General features: G+C 61.9%; 12 protein-coding genes and 1 pseudogene. 11 read left to right on the forward strand and 2 right to left on the reverse strand.

The window, feature by feature from the left end:
* The 6 genes and pseudogenes from HP547_RS18530 to HP547_RS18555 form a co-directional block, all read left to right on the forward strand.
* Positions 1-214 (forward strand): c-type cytochrome (locus HP547_RS18530; protein WP_172287047.1); only part of this gene is annotated, 214 nt, incomplete at its 5' end.
* 284 nt (positions 215-498) lie between these two features.
* Positions 499-1,134: a thiol:disulfide interchange protein DsbA gene (dsbA, locus tag HP547_RS18535; RefSeq protein WP_172226611.1), complete on the forward strand. Its 636-nt coding sequence runs from the start codon at positions 499-501 to the stop codon at positions 1,132-1,134.
* Positions 1,135-1,168: 34 nt separating this feature from the next.
* Positions 1,169-2,001 (forward strand): annotated as a pseudogene (locus tag HP547_RS18540) (endonuclease/exonuclease/phosphatase family protein).
* A 27-nt stretch (positions 2,002-2,028) separates the two neighbouring features.
* Positions 2,029-3,969 (forward strand): GGDEF domain-containing protein, encoded by a 1,941-nt coding sequence (locus HP547_RS18545; RefSeq protein WP_172226605.1) that lies wholly within the window; start codon positions 2,029-2,031, stop codon positions 3,967-3,969.
* 79 nt (positions 3,970-4,048) lie between these two features.
* The gene (locus HP547_RS18550; RefSeq protein WP_172287048.1) at positions 4,049-4,837 is read left to right on the forward strand and encodes an N-acetylmuramoyl-L-alanine amidase; all 789 of its coding nucleotides are present in this window, start codon (positions 4,049-4,051) and stop codon (positions 4,835-4,837) included.
* Positions 4,838-4,924: 87 nt separating this feature from the next.
* Positions 4,925-6,529 (forward strand): EAL domain-containing protein, encoded by a 1,605-nt coding sequence (locus HP547_RS18555; RefSeq protein ID WP_172226592.1) that lies wholly within the window; start codon positions 4,925-4,927, stop codon positions 6,527-6,529.
* Between the two features lie 184 nt (positions 6,530-6,713).
* On the opposite strand, the gene HP547_RS18560 is transcribed toward HP547_RS18555, so the two are convergent.
* Both HP547_RS18560 and algB read right to left on the reverse strand, forming a co-directional pair.
* On the reverse strand, positions 6,714-8,480 hold the full coding sequence (locus HP547_RS18560) for a KinB sensor domain-containing domain (RefSeq protein ID WP_172226589.1): 1,767 nt from the start codon (positions 8,478-8,480) through the stop codon (positions 6,714-6,716).
* Between the two features lie 11 nt (positions 8,481-8,491).
* Complete coding sequence (gene algB / locus HP547_RS18565; RefSeq protein WP_172226586.1) at positions 8,492-9,838, reverse strand: sigma-54-dependent response regulator transcription factor AlgB; 1,347 nt, start codon at positions 9,836-9,838, stop codon at positions 8,492-8,494.
* Positions 9,839-10,050: 212 nt separating this feature from the next.
* On the opposite strand from algB, the gene HP547_RS18570 reads away from it, so the two are divergent.
* From HP547_RS18570 to gltP, 5 genes are all read left to right on the forward strand, one after another.
* A complete protein-coding gene (locus tag HP547_RS18570) occupies positions 10,051-10,872 on the forward strand; it encodes a BON domain-containing protein (RefSeq protein WP_172226583.1) in 822 nt (273 codons plus the stop codon).
* Between the two features lie 174 nt (positions 10,873-11,046).
* Positions 11,047-11,337 (forward strand): hypothetical protein, encoded by a 291-nt coding sequence (locus HP547_RS18575; RefSeq protein ID WP_172226580.1) that lies wholly within the window; start codon positions 11,047-11,049, stop codon positions 11,335-11,337.
* 34 nt (positions 11,338-11,371) lie between these two features.
* The gene (locus tag HP547_RS18580) at positions 11,372-11,533 is read left to right on the forward strand and encodes a DUF1328 domain-containing protein (RefSeq protein ID WP_003252966.1); all 162 of its coding nucleotides are present in this window, start codon (positions 11,372-11,374) and stop codon (positions 11,531-11,533) included.
* A 2-nt stretch (positions 11,534-11,535) separates the two neighbouring features.
* Complete coding sequence (locus tag HP547_RS18585; protein WP_172226577.1) at positions 11,536-12,006, forward strand: inhibitor of vertebrate lysozyme family protein; 471 nt, start codon at positions 11,536-11,538, stop codon at positions 12,004-12,006.
* Between the two features lie 743 nt (positions 12,007-12,749).
* Positions 12,750-14,078: a glutamate/aspartate:proton symporter GltP gene (gltP, locus tag HP547_RS18590; protein WP_172226574.1), complete on the forward strand. Its 1,329-nt coding sequence runs from the start codon at positions 12,750-12,752 to the stop codon at positions 14,076-14,078.
* The last annotated feature ends 222 nt before the right edge of the window (positions 14,079-14,300 follow it).

Consider the following 14,300-nt stretch of genomic DNA (forward strand, 5'->3'; position numbering starts at 1 on the left):
CGGCTGCCACTCGCCGAACGGCGCGGGTATCGCCTTGGCTGGCTTCCCGCACCTGGGCGGGCAGCACTCCCAGTACGTGAGCAAACAGTTGACCGAGTTCCGCGAGGGTGTGCGCACCAACGATGGCGATGCGATGACCATGCGGACCATCGCCGGCAAGCTGAGCAACCATGATATCGAAGCGTTGGCCAGCTACATCCAGGGCCTGCACTGAGGCTTTCGACCGCCTGTGATGGCCCTATCGCCGGCAAGCCAGCGCCCACATGGACCGCGCCGCCCTCAAGCCCTGCGCCATCCCTGTGGGAGCCGGCTTGCCGGCGATAGGGCCGTCAAGGGCACTGCATTAACTTTCAGTTAATGTTGTAGGCCAATGATGAAAGGGTGGCCGGGCTGCCCTTTTTTCCGTCCGCTGCCGGTACACTACAGAACTCGAGCCCTTCCCGGCCTGTCTCAATTCAGGTCGCGTCGAGGTGACCCATGACTGCTCAGGAGTAAAGCATGCGTAAACTGATTCTCAGCGCTGCGCTGGTCGCTGCCAGCGTATTCGGTATGGCTGCCGTCCAGGCAGCCGAGCCTGCCACGGCTGGCAAGGAATATATCGAGCTGAGCAACCCTGTTCCGGTGTCCGTGCCTGGCAAGATCGAAGTGGTCGAGCTGTTCTGGTATGGCTGCCCTCATTGCTACCATTTCGAGCCGACCATCAATCCATGGGCCGATAAGCTTCCGGCCGACGTCAATTTCAAGCGTATTCCTGCCATGTTCGGCGGCCCTTGGGACGCTCACGGCCAGATGTTCCTGACCCTCGAGGCCATGGGCGTCGAGCAGAAGGTGCACGCGGCGGTGTTCGACGCCATCCAGAACCAGCACAAGCGTCTGACCGACAAGAATGACATGGCCGATTTCCTCGCAACCCAAGGCGTGGACAAGGACAAGTTCCTCGCGACCTTCGATTCGTTCGCCATCAAGGGCCAGGTACAGAAGGCCAAAGAGCTGGCGAAAAAATACGAAATTACTGGTGTGCCAGCCATGGTGGTCAACGGCAAGTACCGTTTCGACCTGGGCACTGCTGGCGGGCCGGAAGGCGTGCTGAACGTCGCCGACCAGCTGATCGACAAGGAGCGCGCCGCCAAGTAGGCGGCGTAACCCATGCCCCGCTTCAGAACCACGCGTGGCATTGGCCTGCACCAGCCGCAGGTCAACGAGCATCACCTGCAGGCCTCGGGCCTGCCCGAGGATGGTCGCCTGCGGCTGCTTAGCTTCAACATCCAGGTGGGCATCAGCACCGAGCGCTACCGGCACTACCTGACCCGCAGCTGGCAGCACCTGCTGCCGCATACCGGGCGGGCCGGCAACCTGCAGAAGATCGGCAAGTTGCTGGGTGACTTCGATCTGGTGGCCTTGCAGGAGGCCGACGGCGGCAGCATGCGGTCGGGCTACATCAACCAGGTCGAACACCTGGCTCATCTGGGCGCCTTCCCCTATTGGTATCAGCAGCTCAACCGTAACCTCGGCCGTTTCGCCCAGCACAGCAATGGCGTGCTCAGCCGCCTGAAGCCGCAACTGCTCGAAGACCACCCGTTGCCGGGCCCGGCTGGCCGCGGTGCGATCCTGGTGCGGTTTGGCGAGGGCGAAGATGCGCTGATCGTAGTGATGATGCACCTGGCACTGGGCGCCAAGACCCGCGCCCTGCAGCTGGGCTACATTCGTGAGCTGATCGGCGGCTACCGCCATCAGGTGCTGATGGGCGACATGAATACCCATGCCACCGACCTGCTGCAGCACTCGCCGCTGCGCGACCTGGGCCTGATCGCGCCTCAGGTCGAAGCCACCTTCCCGAGTTGGCGACCACAGCGTTGCCTGGACCATATCCTGCTCAGCCCAAGCCTCACGCTGGAGCGTGTCGAGGTGTTGGCGCAGCCAATTTCAGACCACCTTCCCGTTGCCGTCGAGATTCGATTGCCTGATGCATTGACTGTGGATACGCTGCCGGTTTTGAGCTAATTGCCATCACCGTTTGCGGACCCGGGCATGACTGAAGACGCTGAGCGCTGGAAAGAGAAATACCTCAAGAGCATCGAGCAGCAGGAAAAGCTGGAGCGCCGCTGGGACGCCCGTCTCGACCTGCTGCGTCGCGGCCTGGTGCGCAGCACCCTGGCTGCCGAAGGCAGTGACAAGGTGGTGGACGAGTGCATGAAGGAAATGCGCGAGGTCATCCGCAGCGACAACATGGACGCCGGCCTCGCCGGGTTGATCCCGCGCCTTGAAAAAGCCGTGCTGGACTCTGAACAGCGCCGGGAAAACCGCATGCACCAGGTCGGCGATGCGTTGACCGCACTGGTGGGCCAGCTGCAAGGCCTGCCGCTGCCCAACGATATCTCCCGGCCCCTGAAAAAGCTGGCGAAGAAGCTCGACGGCGGGGTTGCCCAGTCACGCGACCTGCCGCCGTTGCTGGGCGAATTGAGCGGCTTGCAGGGTCGCGCGTTGTCCGCCCTCGGCAAGCCGGAGGAGGAAGCCCGGCCTGGTTTTTTGCAGCGCTTGTTCGGCAGCCGCGAGGACGACGGCCAAGGTGAGGCAGAACTGGCAACGGTGGTGCCGGCTGCTGCCGACACACATCCCCAGGCCACACCAGCCAATATCGGGGTATTGCAGCCCGAAGACGTCGATGTGCTTCAGCCACTGCCCGCCCCATCAGCCCCCGCAGAAGCGCTGGTCGTTACCCGCGACCCCGAGCTGGAGCCAGCAGGCCCGGCATTGATCGAGTCGGTGGAGATGCCGTCAGCCTCGCAGTCGCAGCCGTCACAGGCAGAAGTGCCAGCGCTACAGATTGGCGCCGACGACGAACCTTCGGCAGAGCCTCTATCAACCCTCGAAGAAACCTTCGGTGAAGACGGGCCCTACGCCCTGCCATACGCGGTGGAGCCGCCGTACAGTCAGGTTGCCGCGCACATCGAGCAGACTTTGATCGGCCTGCTTGACGACCTCAGCTTGCCCGAGCGGCACAAGGCCCAGGCCCTGGAAATGCGCGAGCGGGTCGCCCGCGGTTTGAACTGGTATGAGCTGATTCCGGTACTGGATGACCTGGCAGTGCTGCTGCTGGCAATCAACGACAGCGGCCAGCACGAATTCGAAACCTACCTGCAGCAGATCAACGAACGCCTTGAGGGTTTTCAGAGCCATCTGCAAGAGGCCAGCGCCGGCCACGCTGACAACAGTAGCGCTGCGCGTGAGCTGGATACGCAGCTGCGTGAGCACGTCGACGGCCTGCAGAGCAGCGTGCAGGGTGCCGCCGACGTGGACAGCCTGAAGCACATTCTGGAAAACCGCCTGGAAGGCCTGTTGGTGACCATGGACGAGCACAAGCACGAACGTGACCGCCGCGAGCTGGAACTGGCGGGGCGCCTGCATGGGTTGTCGGAGCGGGTGGCGAACATGGAGCAAGAAGCGCTGGGCTACCGTGAGCACCTCGAGGAGCAGCGCCAGAAAGCCTTGCTCGACCCGCTTACCGGCTTGCCTAACCGTGCGGCCTGGAGCGAACGAGTTGAACGCGAAATGCTCGAATGGCAGGAAAACGGCGGCCATCTGGCGATGGCGATCCTCGATCTTGACCATTTCAAGCGCATCAACGACAGCTACGGGCACCTGGCCGGGGACAAGGTGTTGAAGATTGTCGCCGACCAACTGCGCAAGCGCTTGCGCGGCCGTGACTTCATCGCCCGCTTTGGCGGCGAGGAGTTCGTCCTGCTGCTGCCACAGACGCCGCCAGCCGCCGCCGCCCAGATGGCCGAGGTGCTGCGCGCAGCCGTCGAGGCATGCCCGTTCCACTTCAAGGGCGAACGGGTGGTGATCACCACCTCCATCGGGCTGGCTGCGTTCCGTTCGGGCGAGCGCGGCGATCAGGTGCTGAAACGCGCCGATGCGGCGTTGTACCGGGCCAAGGAGCAGGGGCGCAATCGCGTCGAGCAGGGTTGACCCAAAGCGGCTGGCCCGTGGCAAGCGCGCCCTCGGCCAGCACGTTATACTGTAGCGCTCATACGCTGAGGCCACCGACGTGTTTTCCACGCTGAAAAAAACCCTGATTTCCTTGCTGCTGCTGTCTGTAGCAGGTTGCTCCACGGGCCTGCGGATAGACCGCAGCCACCCTTCCGCCAACCACGACAACCGCATCCAGTTCGTTGTCCTGCATTACACCAATGCCTCGCTGGAGCGCTCCCTCGCCTTGCTTACCCAGGGTGAGGTCAGTAGCCATTACCTGATCGGCGATGGTCCGGCGACGGTCTACCAACTGGTGGATGAAAGCCGCCGCGCCTGGCATGCCGGTGATAGCCAATGGCAGGGGCGCACCTGGCTGAACTCCTCGTCGATCGGTATAGAGATCGTCAACCCGGGGTTCACCGAAACGCCGAGTGGTCGGGTCTGGCACCCTTACAGCGAGGCCCAGGTGCAGTCGCTGATCGCGCTGCTCAAGGACATCGTCAAGCGCAACAACATCGAACCACGGCACATCATCGGCCACAGCGACATTGCTCCGTCGCGCAAGCTGGACCCAGGCCCGTTGTTCCCTTGGAAGCGTTTGGCAGATGCCGGGCTGGGTGTCTGGCCGGACGCCAATGCCGTGGCACGCCAGCAGGCTTACTTCAGCGTCAACCCACCAGGCATTGGCTGGTACCAGCAGGAGCTGCGCCGGTTTGGCTACGCCATCGAGCAGACTGGGGTGCTGGATGTGGCCACCCGCCATACGCTTGCAGCGTTCCAGATGCGTTTCCGCCCACAACGCTTCGACGGCATGCCTGACGCCCAGACCGCTGCGATGTTGCAGGTGCTCAACCGGATGCGTTGAGCCGGCAGCAGCCCAAGCGAGGCGCTAAACGGTGAGGGTGATTATTGATTCAGTTGCTATACCTTAGTAATCAACTGGATGCCTTTGATGTCAGCACTCATCACCTTGCTGCGCCAAATTTTCTACCGCCCCTGGATGCTGGCCACCTTGGCAGCATTGGCCAGCGCCGCTCTGTTGCTGTCTGCCAGCATCGGCATTGCCTTGCAACAGATGAAGCAAAGTGAAAGCGAACAGATGAATGCCCAGGGCGAGCGGTTTCTCGATCGCCTCGAGCAGGTGTTCGGCCAGTTGCGCGAAGGCGTGGATGTTTTGCAGGCGCAGCCCTTGCGGGGCTGCAGCCCGGCAATGCTGACGGCTTTGCAGCAAGTCGGCCTGAGTTCTCGCTTCATCTATGAAGCCGCCTATGTAGATGGCGATGTGGCCTGCTCCAACCGGGGTGACGAGCGCGCGTTCGTGCCGCTGCGGGCCCCCGATATCCAAGGCCCGACATACAGCTACTGGCTTAATACCACCACCGAACCGAACGAGAACCTGGCGGCACTGATGCTGGGTCGGGGCAAATTTCTGGTTTCCACATCCCGTGGGCACCTGACCGATGTGGTGGACCTGCCACCGGGCGGCAGCCTGGTAGTGGTGCTGGACAACGGCGCGCGCGCCATCCCCGTGCTGGGCCCGCCACAGGTGTGGCCGCCGCCCTCGGCCTGGTCCAACAGCGACAAGTCGCTGCTCGAACTCAGCGATCGACTGATCTACCGCATGCCCACCAAGTCACCGGATTACCAGCTGGTACTGATTGCGCCGCGGGCAAGCCTGCCGCTGAGAATGAACGGCATGCTCTGGCTGCTGTTCCCCGGTAGCGTGCTCGCGGCCTGTTGCATTGGCTGGCTGGTGTTGCAGTTGATCCTGCAACGGCGCTCGATGAGCTCGGAACTGCAGCACGCCTTGCGTCGTGGAGAACTGCAGGTGCTGTATCAGCCGATTTTCGAGCTCGACAGCCGGCGCTGCGTGGGGGCCGAAGCACTGGTGCGCTGGCGCCGCCCGGACGGCACCCTGACCAGCCCGGACCTGTTCATCCCGCTGGCTGAAAACACCGGGCAGATTCGGCAGATCACCGACTTTGTGCTGCAGCGCGTGCTCGAGCAGCTGGGGCAGCTGCTGCGCTCGCACCCCAAGTTGTACATCTCGGTAAACCTGGCGGCGTGCGATGTGATGGTGCCGCGGATTGGCCGGGTGGCGGCGCGCCTGTTGGCGCTTCACCGGGTATCGGCAACCCAGATTGCCTTCGAAGTGACCGAGCGCGGCCTGATCGACGTGGTGGTCGCCCGCGATAACCTGCAGGCGCTGCGTTCCGTTGGGCACCAGGTGCTGATCGATGATTTCGGTACTGGCTATTGCAGCCTGGCATACCTGCAAACCCTGCCGGTGGACTGCCTGAAGATCGACAAGGCGTTCATCGATGCGCTAGGGCATGATGCCGCCAGCAGCGGTGTCGCCCCGCATATCATCCGCATGGCCCATGACCTGCACCTGCGGGTGATTGCCGAAGGCATCGAGTGCGAGGACCAGGCGGTGCTGCTGAACAGCGAAGGGGTCAACTATGGCCAGGGCTGGCTGTTTGCCCGGCCATTGAACGCCCGGCAATTCGCCGAGCTGGTGACCCGCGGACAGCTGCCGCGGCGGGTCGAGCATTGAGTCAGCTCCCACAGGGATCGCATCTGGGCTCACAGGCCCTGCACACCTAGCGGCAAGCACCTGTCAGCCCTGATGCAACTTGCCAAAGCCCATGGAATTTCCTACAGGTACCGCACAGCTGCCAAGTGCGGCGCTATCCCTGTGGGAGCTGGCTTGCCGGCGATGAGGCCGGCACAGGAGAAACTCATACCGGCAGTGCCATATAGAACTGCGTGCCCTGCCCTGGCCGGGAAAACACGCCCATGCGCCCGCCGTGCAACTGCACGATCTCCTTGCACAACGCCAGCCCCAGCCCCGCGCCACCCTTCTTGCGGCCTACCTGCACGAAGGGTTCGAAAATGCGCCCCTGCTGTCCATAGGCAATGCCTTCGCCATTGTCTTCCACGCTGATGATCACCCGCTCCGCATGGCGCCGGGCATGCAGGCGAATGCGCCCGCCGTTGGCGGTATGGCGGATGGCATTGTGCAACAGGTTGTCCAGTACCCGGTCCAGTTGCGCAACGTCGGCCTGGATGCGCGGCAGCGGCGGCTCCAGGGCATTGATCAACTCGATCTGCTTGTGCGCCGCCTGCTGGTCAAAGCGCAGCTGCGCGCGCTCCAGCAACTCGTCGATGGCACAAGGCGCCAGCTCGAGCTTCTGCAGCCCGCTCTGGTAGCGGCTGAAGTTGAGCAGGTCGTTGATCAGCTGGGTCAGGCGTTGCATTTCCTCGCCGATGGTTTCCAGCAGGTCGTTTTCCCGCGCTTCGGCGGGAAACTTGACCCGCTCGCGCAACAGGCCGAAGGCCATGTGCATACCGGTGACCGGGGTGCGAAGCTCGTGTGAGGCACGCAGTACGAATTCGCTGCGCACGCGCTCGAACGCGCGCTGTTCGGTTACGTCATGCAGCACCATCACCGCGCCAAGGATCGGGCCTTGCGGGTGGCTGACCGGGGTCAGGCTATAGGTGAGCAGGCGCGTTTCCTCGTCGACCTCGATGCTCAGGTCGTCTGGCGCACGGTCCAGGCTGCCGCCGCGCAGCACCTGGCGCAGCTGGTGTTCCAGCTCTGGTCGCTGCAGGGCTTCGGCCAGGCTGCTGCCAACCCGGCTGTCATTCCAGCCCAGTTGGCGATGGGCTACCGGGTTGAGGTGCTCCAGGCGGCCCTGGCGGTCGATGATCAGCAAGCCATCGTCGATGCTGTCGAGCACGGCCTGCAGGCGCTGCTGGCCGGCCAGCAGTTCATCGACATTGGTGGCCTGGTGCTTGCGCAAGGCATCTGCCATGAGGCCGAAGCGGCGGGTCAGCTGGTTCAGTTCGGACGCCTGGGTGACCGGCAGGGTGACGTCGAAATTGCCTTTGCCCAGCTGGTCGGCGGCTTTGGCCAAGGCTTCGATCGGCTGGCCGAAGCGCCGGGCGATGTTGTGCGCAGTGATAAAACCCAGTACCAGCACCACCAGGCCCATCAGGCCGAGCACACCGCTGACCAGCAGGGCCTGATCACGGCTGTTTTCCTCGTTGCGAGTGATGAGGTCCAGGGCCTGTTTGTGGGAATCGATCAGGTCGGTACGAACCTGGTTGAACGCGGCCCCAAGCGGTTGATCGGCGGCCATGCTGCGAGCTGGCGCGGGGCTGTCCCGGTAAGCCTGGAGAAAGGTCTGGTAGTGGCTGCTGGCCTTGCTGAAACCGGTGCGCTCGCCGCCTTGTTCCAACCCTTGGTTGAGCAAGCCCTGGAAGTTTTCCTGCAGCAGCCGCAGGTTTTCCGGGGCGGTGCCTTCGTCGAGAATCAGGGTAAGCTGCTCGCCCAGATTCTGGCGCAACTTGAGCCCCACTTCCAGGGCGTGGGTGGTCTCGCGCACCAGTTGTTGCTGCACCGTGGCCATCTGCAGCACGCTGACCAGACCCAGCAGCAGCCCGAGCAGGGCCACCGTGACCAGCGCCGAGATGCTCAGGAACAGCCGCGTGCGCAGCTTCATGGGTGGCCACTTCACAGGTTGTACTGCTTGCGCTTGCGGTACAGCGTTGAGGCATCGATGCCCAAGGTCTTGGCGGCCTGGTCCAGCGTGTCGCTGGCGGCCAGCACGGCGCCGATATGGGCGCGCTCCAGCTCATCCAGGCTTAGCGCGGCGCCCACCCGCGGGGCGTTGCCGGCAGGTTGCTCGCCCATGCCCAGGTGGCTGATTTCGACACGCTCCTGCGGGCAGATGATGCTCGCCCGCTCCACCACGTTGCGCAGTTCGCGAATGTTGCCGGGCCAGCGGTAATTGAGCAGGGCCGCACGGGCTTCATCGCTGAAACCCCGGGCCGGTCGGGAGTATTCCTTGACGAAGCGGGCGAGGAAGCGGTCAGCCAGGGTGAGGATGTCTTCACTGCGCTCGCGCAGGGGCGGCAGGTGCAGGGTGATGACGTTGAGGCGATACAGCAGGTCTTCGCGGAAGCGGCTTTCGCGCACCATCTCTTCGAGGTTGAGGTTGGTCGCGGCCAGAATACGTACATCGGCGCGGCGGGTGACCGGGTCACCCACACGCTCGTATTCCTTGTCCTGGATGAAGCGCAGCAGTTTCGGCTGCAGGGTCAGCGGGAAATCGCCGATCTCGTCGAGGAACAGTGTGCCACCGTCAGCCTGGTTGACCCGCCCCAGGGTACTTTCGCTGGCGCCGGTGAAGGCCCCGCGGGTGTGGCCGAACAGCTCGCTTTCCATCAGTTCGGCGTTCAGCGACGGGCAGTTGATGGTCACACAGGCTTTGCGCGCGCGCTTGCTCCAGCCGTGGATGGCCCGGGCCAACTCGCCCTTACCGGTACCCGACTCGCCCAGGATGAGGATGTTGGCGTCGGTGGTGGCGACCTGGCGGGCGGTTTCCAGCACCGCCATCATCGCCGGGCTGTGCGAGTCGAGGCCGTCCTTGGGTTTGCGCACTTCGCCTTCCAGGGCTTCCAGGCGCGCCGAAAGCTGACGCACTTCCAGCTGCTTGGCGGTGGCCAGGCGCAACTGGTCCGGGCTGCAGGGCTTGACCAGGTAATCGGCGGCGCCGGCCTGGATGGCGTCGACGGCCGTGTCGATGGCCGAGTGCGCGGTGACAATTACCACCCGCATCCAAGGCGCCTGAATACGCATTTGTGCCAACACGTCGAGGCCGTTGTCTTCCCCCAGGCGTAAATCGAGGAAACACAGGTCGAATACCTGACGCTGCAGCAAGGATTCGGCCTGAGTCGCGCTGTTTGCCGTCGCCACGCTGTAGCCCTCGTCCTCGAGGCAATAGCGGAAGGTGCGCAGGATCGCGGACTCGTCATCCACCAGCAGAATGCGGCCTTGGTTGTCCTGGGCTGATTCCATTTTCCTGCGCTCCTTAGGGTAGATCTTCAATTAGTGTGGGAAAAATCGGGCAAGTTGCATGGTCAATTCTGAAGGATTCTGTCCTTTGCATGCTAGCCAATGGCCAAATAACGGCGGAACGCCGCGATATTCCGATGATTTGCTTAGAGACATGCGGTGGCACATTGGTTGCGACGATTTTCAGCTTTTGCCTACAAAAAGGAGGCTTCGCCATGTCCACTTCCTTTCGTACAGCCGTTGTGGCTGCTGTTTTGCTGCCCTTGATCAACCCGGCGTTTGCCGACCCGGTGCAAGACGCCCGCCTTGAAGGCGCGCTGCAAACCGCCCTTTCGTTAAACCGCATGCTCAACCCGTTCCGCATCAAGGTCGAAGTGGAGGGCAAACAGGCGCGGCTTGTCGGCGAGGTAGAAAACGACGTCGAACGCCAACTGGCCGAACATGTTGCCTTGGCCACCCGGGGCATCGAGCAGGTGGATAACCAGCTGCAGGTCAATGCCCAGTTGGTGGAGCGCCCGCTGGAGCTGCGTGCCTACGCCCAGCGCCTGGAGGATGCCACCCTGGCAGCAGTGATTCGTGCACGGCTGTTGTGGAGCCGTACCACTGAGAAAGCGCCTATAGAAGTCCAGAGCAGTGAAGGCGTGGTGACGCTTCGCGGCAGGGTCGACAGTGTCGAGGCCAAGGAACTGGCGGGTGTGGTGGCACGGACCACCGATGGAGTGCACCTGGTCAACAACCTTGTCAGCCTTGATACAGCTGCCATGGCCAAGGCCAGGGAAACCCCGGTCGGGGCGCCAACCGGGCCGCAACCCAGTGATAGCTGGATCGTCGACAAGATCCAGAACAGCTACCGCTTCAGTCGCAATCTGGATGGCCTGAACCTCAAGGTAGCCAGTGAAGAAGGCATGGTGCGGCTGTCGGGTGAAGTCGTCAGTGCAGAGCAGAAGACCATCGCCCAGGAGATCGCCCGCCAGATCATCGGCGTGCGCGGGGTGGATGCCGACATGCTCAAAATAGCATCCAAGGTCGAGGGCTGATCGTGCAATTCGCACGAGCGCTTGGGTGCCATCGTGCAGGATACGTCCTCAGGTGCACTACGCCGCTTATGTAAGCTATTGATTTTTAAGGATTTTATTTTATTCGGCAGGCTGGCATGCAGGCTGCAATTACCTGTTCAGGTTTGAACAAAAATTACAGCAGGAGGAGCCGGCATGAATCGCCAATCCGTCAACCGTTCGCAAGTCGCCGCACTGCCCCTGCGCCAGATGCTGACACTCGGCATGGCGCTGCTGCTGACCTTGGCAGCCGGGCTGTTTTATTACAGCTTGCAGACTGCGCGGCTTGCGGATCAGGTAGCGGCGCAGACCGCCCTGCTGGCGCAAATTCAGTCGACCCGTACAAACAATTTCGTCAAGGCAGCCGAGCCGTTGCCTTCTGATACCCACGCCGCGTCGCCGGCCACTCTGGAACATGTCGTGCCTCAGGACCGTTGGGTGTTCTGAGCCGGACTGTTTTGAAAAAGAAAGGAGAAACACCATGCTGAGCTGGGCTATCACTTTCCTCATCATCGCCATTGTCGCTGCCGTTCTGGGCTTCGGTGGTATCGCCGGCGCTGCCACAGGTATTGCGAAGATTCTGTTCATCGTCTTCCTGGTCCTGTTCGTAGCTTCCTTCTTCTTCGGACGCGGTCGAGGTTGAAAATGAGCAGGATGCTCCCGACTGCCCTGGCTGCCGCCCTGCTTCTGGGTGGCAGTGCAGCGGCGATGGCGGCCAATGACGGCCAGGTCCGGGCCGACCAGTTGTTGGGGTCGGACCCTGAGTACCGGCAAGCCTGGCAGGACGCGATCAAAGGCGAGGAACGCCTGCCCGACTGGGTGGTCAACCTGACCGGCAGTGCCGAGCAACAGATGTCTGCCGTTACGGAGGACGGCGACAAATACCTGGTTGGCCCGCTGTGCGAGGCTCAGGAAAAATGTACCTATAAGCGGCTGATCGTGGCGTTCAGCTGGGACAAGGAAGATGCCTACGGCATGCTCGTCGAAGTACCCGAGGGGTTGCCGAGCGACAAGTCGCCTACCCGCCATGCGCAATACCGGTGGCTGGGCGAGCCGGACGACGGCATGAAGGCAATGCTGCAGGAGCAGCTCAAGCGTGACCCGAACTGGTACTGAGCTTTTTCAGGCGGTACGGACGAAAGGTTACGCACTGTCACGTAATAGAAGCTGAACCTTTCTATATTTCAGCCTTCTATGATGCGCCGCCCCGAGGAGGGGCAGCACATGACCAAGGGGCCGGGCTGTTCTGATTGTTACCGGATCGGAGTGGCCTAGGGGTACAGGGAGTGCCTCCAGCAATGGGCCGGGTCAGGAAAGGCGGAATCGGAAGTATCAGGTCGGCGGTGTCATAGGGGCACCTGGCCAGACCTGACTTCCGAGGAGCCATATCGAAACGCCGCTTCCCTTGCGCGTTTTTTCCTCCGAGACACATTTTGTCTTGACCGTACATCAACTTTTTTTCAAATCCCCTGATGCTTGTACAAGTGACATTTCGGCCATTCGGATTGTCGAACAAGCCATCTTCTGTCTCCTTTTCCTACAGTCAAATCTGCCGAAATATGGCGGTTTGGTCTTGTTCGGGATTCCGAACGTTATAAATCAAGCACTTGCGAACCTATCGAGTTGGTCGAAAACGTTATGCATTATGGGCATGGGTCATGCGTTTCCGGCATTAGATTTCCCCCCTTGCCATCGCAATAGTTGCCGCCTTTTTCGCTGGCCTGAGCGCCCTGTCGCTCGCCTGCGGTGTCCTTACATGAAGTCGCCGGATGGATGCATCTGCTGCCCGTGACCTGGCCAACGGCTCTGTTACGCGCCTTTCCATCGGTGCCATGACCACTAGAACAAAGGGTAAAGACATGAAGAAGGCAAAACTGAGCCTCGCCTGGCAGATCGTTATCGGTCTGGTGCTTGGCGTTGCAATCGGCGCGCTGCTGAACCACTTCAGTGCGGAAAAGGCCTGGTGGATCAGTAACGTCCTCCAGCCCGCCGGTGACATCTTCATTCGCCTGATCAAGATGATCGTCGTCCCGATCGTGATTTCGTCTCTGATCGTGGGCATCGCCGGGGTTGGCGATGCGAAGAAACTCGGCAGCATCGGCCTTAAGACCATCCTCTACTTCGAAGTGGTGACCACCATCGCCATCGTTGTGGGCCTGGTGCTGGCCAACCTGTTCCACCCGGGCGCCGGCATCGACATGAGCACCTTGGGTACCGTGGACATCTCCAAGTACCAGGCGACTGCGGCCGAAGTGCAGCATGAGCACGCATTCATCGAAACCCTGCTCAACCTGATCCCGTCGAACATCTTCGCAGCGCTGATGCGTGGCGAAATGCTGCCGATCATCTTCTTCTCGGTGATGTTCGGCCTGGGCCTTTCGAGCTTGCAGGCAGAGCTGCGCGACCCGCTGGTGCGTACCTTCCAGGCCGTTTCGGAAACCATGTTCAAGGTCACTCACATGATCATGAACTACGCCCCGATCGGCGTGTTCGCCCTGATCGCCGTGACCGTGGCCAACTTCGGTTTCAGCTCGCTGCTGCCGCTGGCCAAGCTGGTGCTGCTGGTGTATTTCGCCATCGCCTTCTTCGCCTTCATGGTGCTGGGCCTGGTCGCCCGCCTGTTCGGCTTCTCGGTGATCAAGATCATGCGCATCATGAAAGATGAGCTGATCCTGGCCTACTCCACTTCCAGCTCGGAAACCGTGCTGCCGCGTGTGATCGAGAAGATGGAAAAGTACGGCGCGCCGAAGTCGATCTGCTCGTTCGTGGTACCGACCGGCTACTCCTTCAACCTCGACGGCTCGACCCTGTACCAGAGCATCGCGGCCATCTTCATTGCCCAGCTGTACGGTATCGACCTGTCGTGGAGCCAGCAGCTGCTGCTGGTGCTGACCCTGATGGTCACCTCCAAGGGCATCGCTGGCGTGCCGGGTGTATCGTTCGTGGTGCTGCTGGCTACTCTGGGCAGCGTTGGCATCCCGCTGGAAGGCCTGGCCTTCATCGCCGGTGTCGACCGCATCATGGACATGGCGCGTACTGCGCTGAACGTGATCGGCAACGCCCTGGCGGCACTGGTCATTTCCCGTTGGGAAGGCATGTACGATGCGGCCAAGGGCGAGAAGTACTACGCCTCGCTGATGGCCGACAAGCAGGAAGCTGCGGTGGTTGGCGAAACTGCCAAGCGCTGAGCCTGATGGCTGATTGACCAAGAGCCCCGACTTGTCGGGGCTTTTTGTTGTGCGCCAGGCATGGCGCGTTGCGCGTAAGCGCAACCTGCTTGGCGGTGGTGGCCGAGCGGGTGACTTGGAGGTGAAAGTCCTCTACACACCCGGCAAGGGGAAGTGTTAGCCGGAGGCAAGGGTGTCGCGGGCGACTGCGAATCTGAAGGAAGCCCGAGGCAAAATGCTGGC

The sequence above is a fragment of the Pseudomonas sp. CM27 genome (assembly GCF_013179515.1).
Taxonomy (GTDB): Bacteria; Pseudomonadota; Gammaproteobacteria; order Pseudomonadales; family Pseudomonadaceae; genus Aquipseudomonas.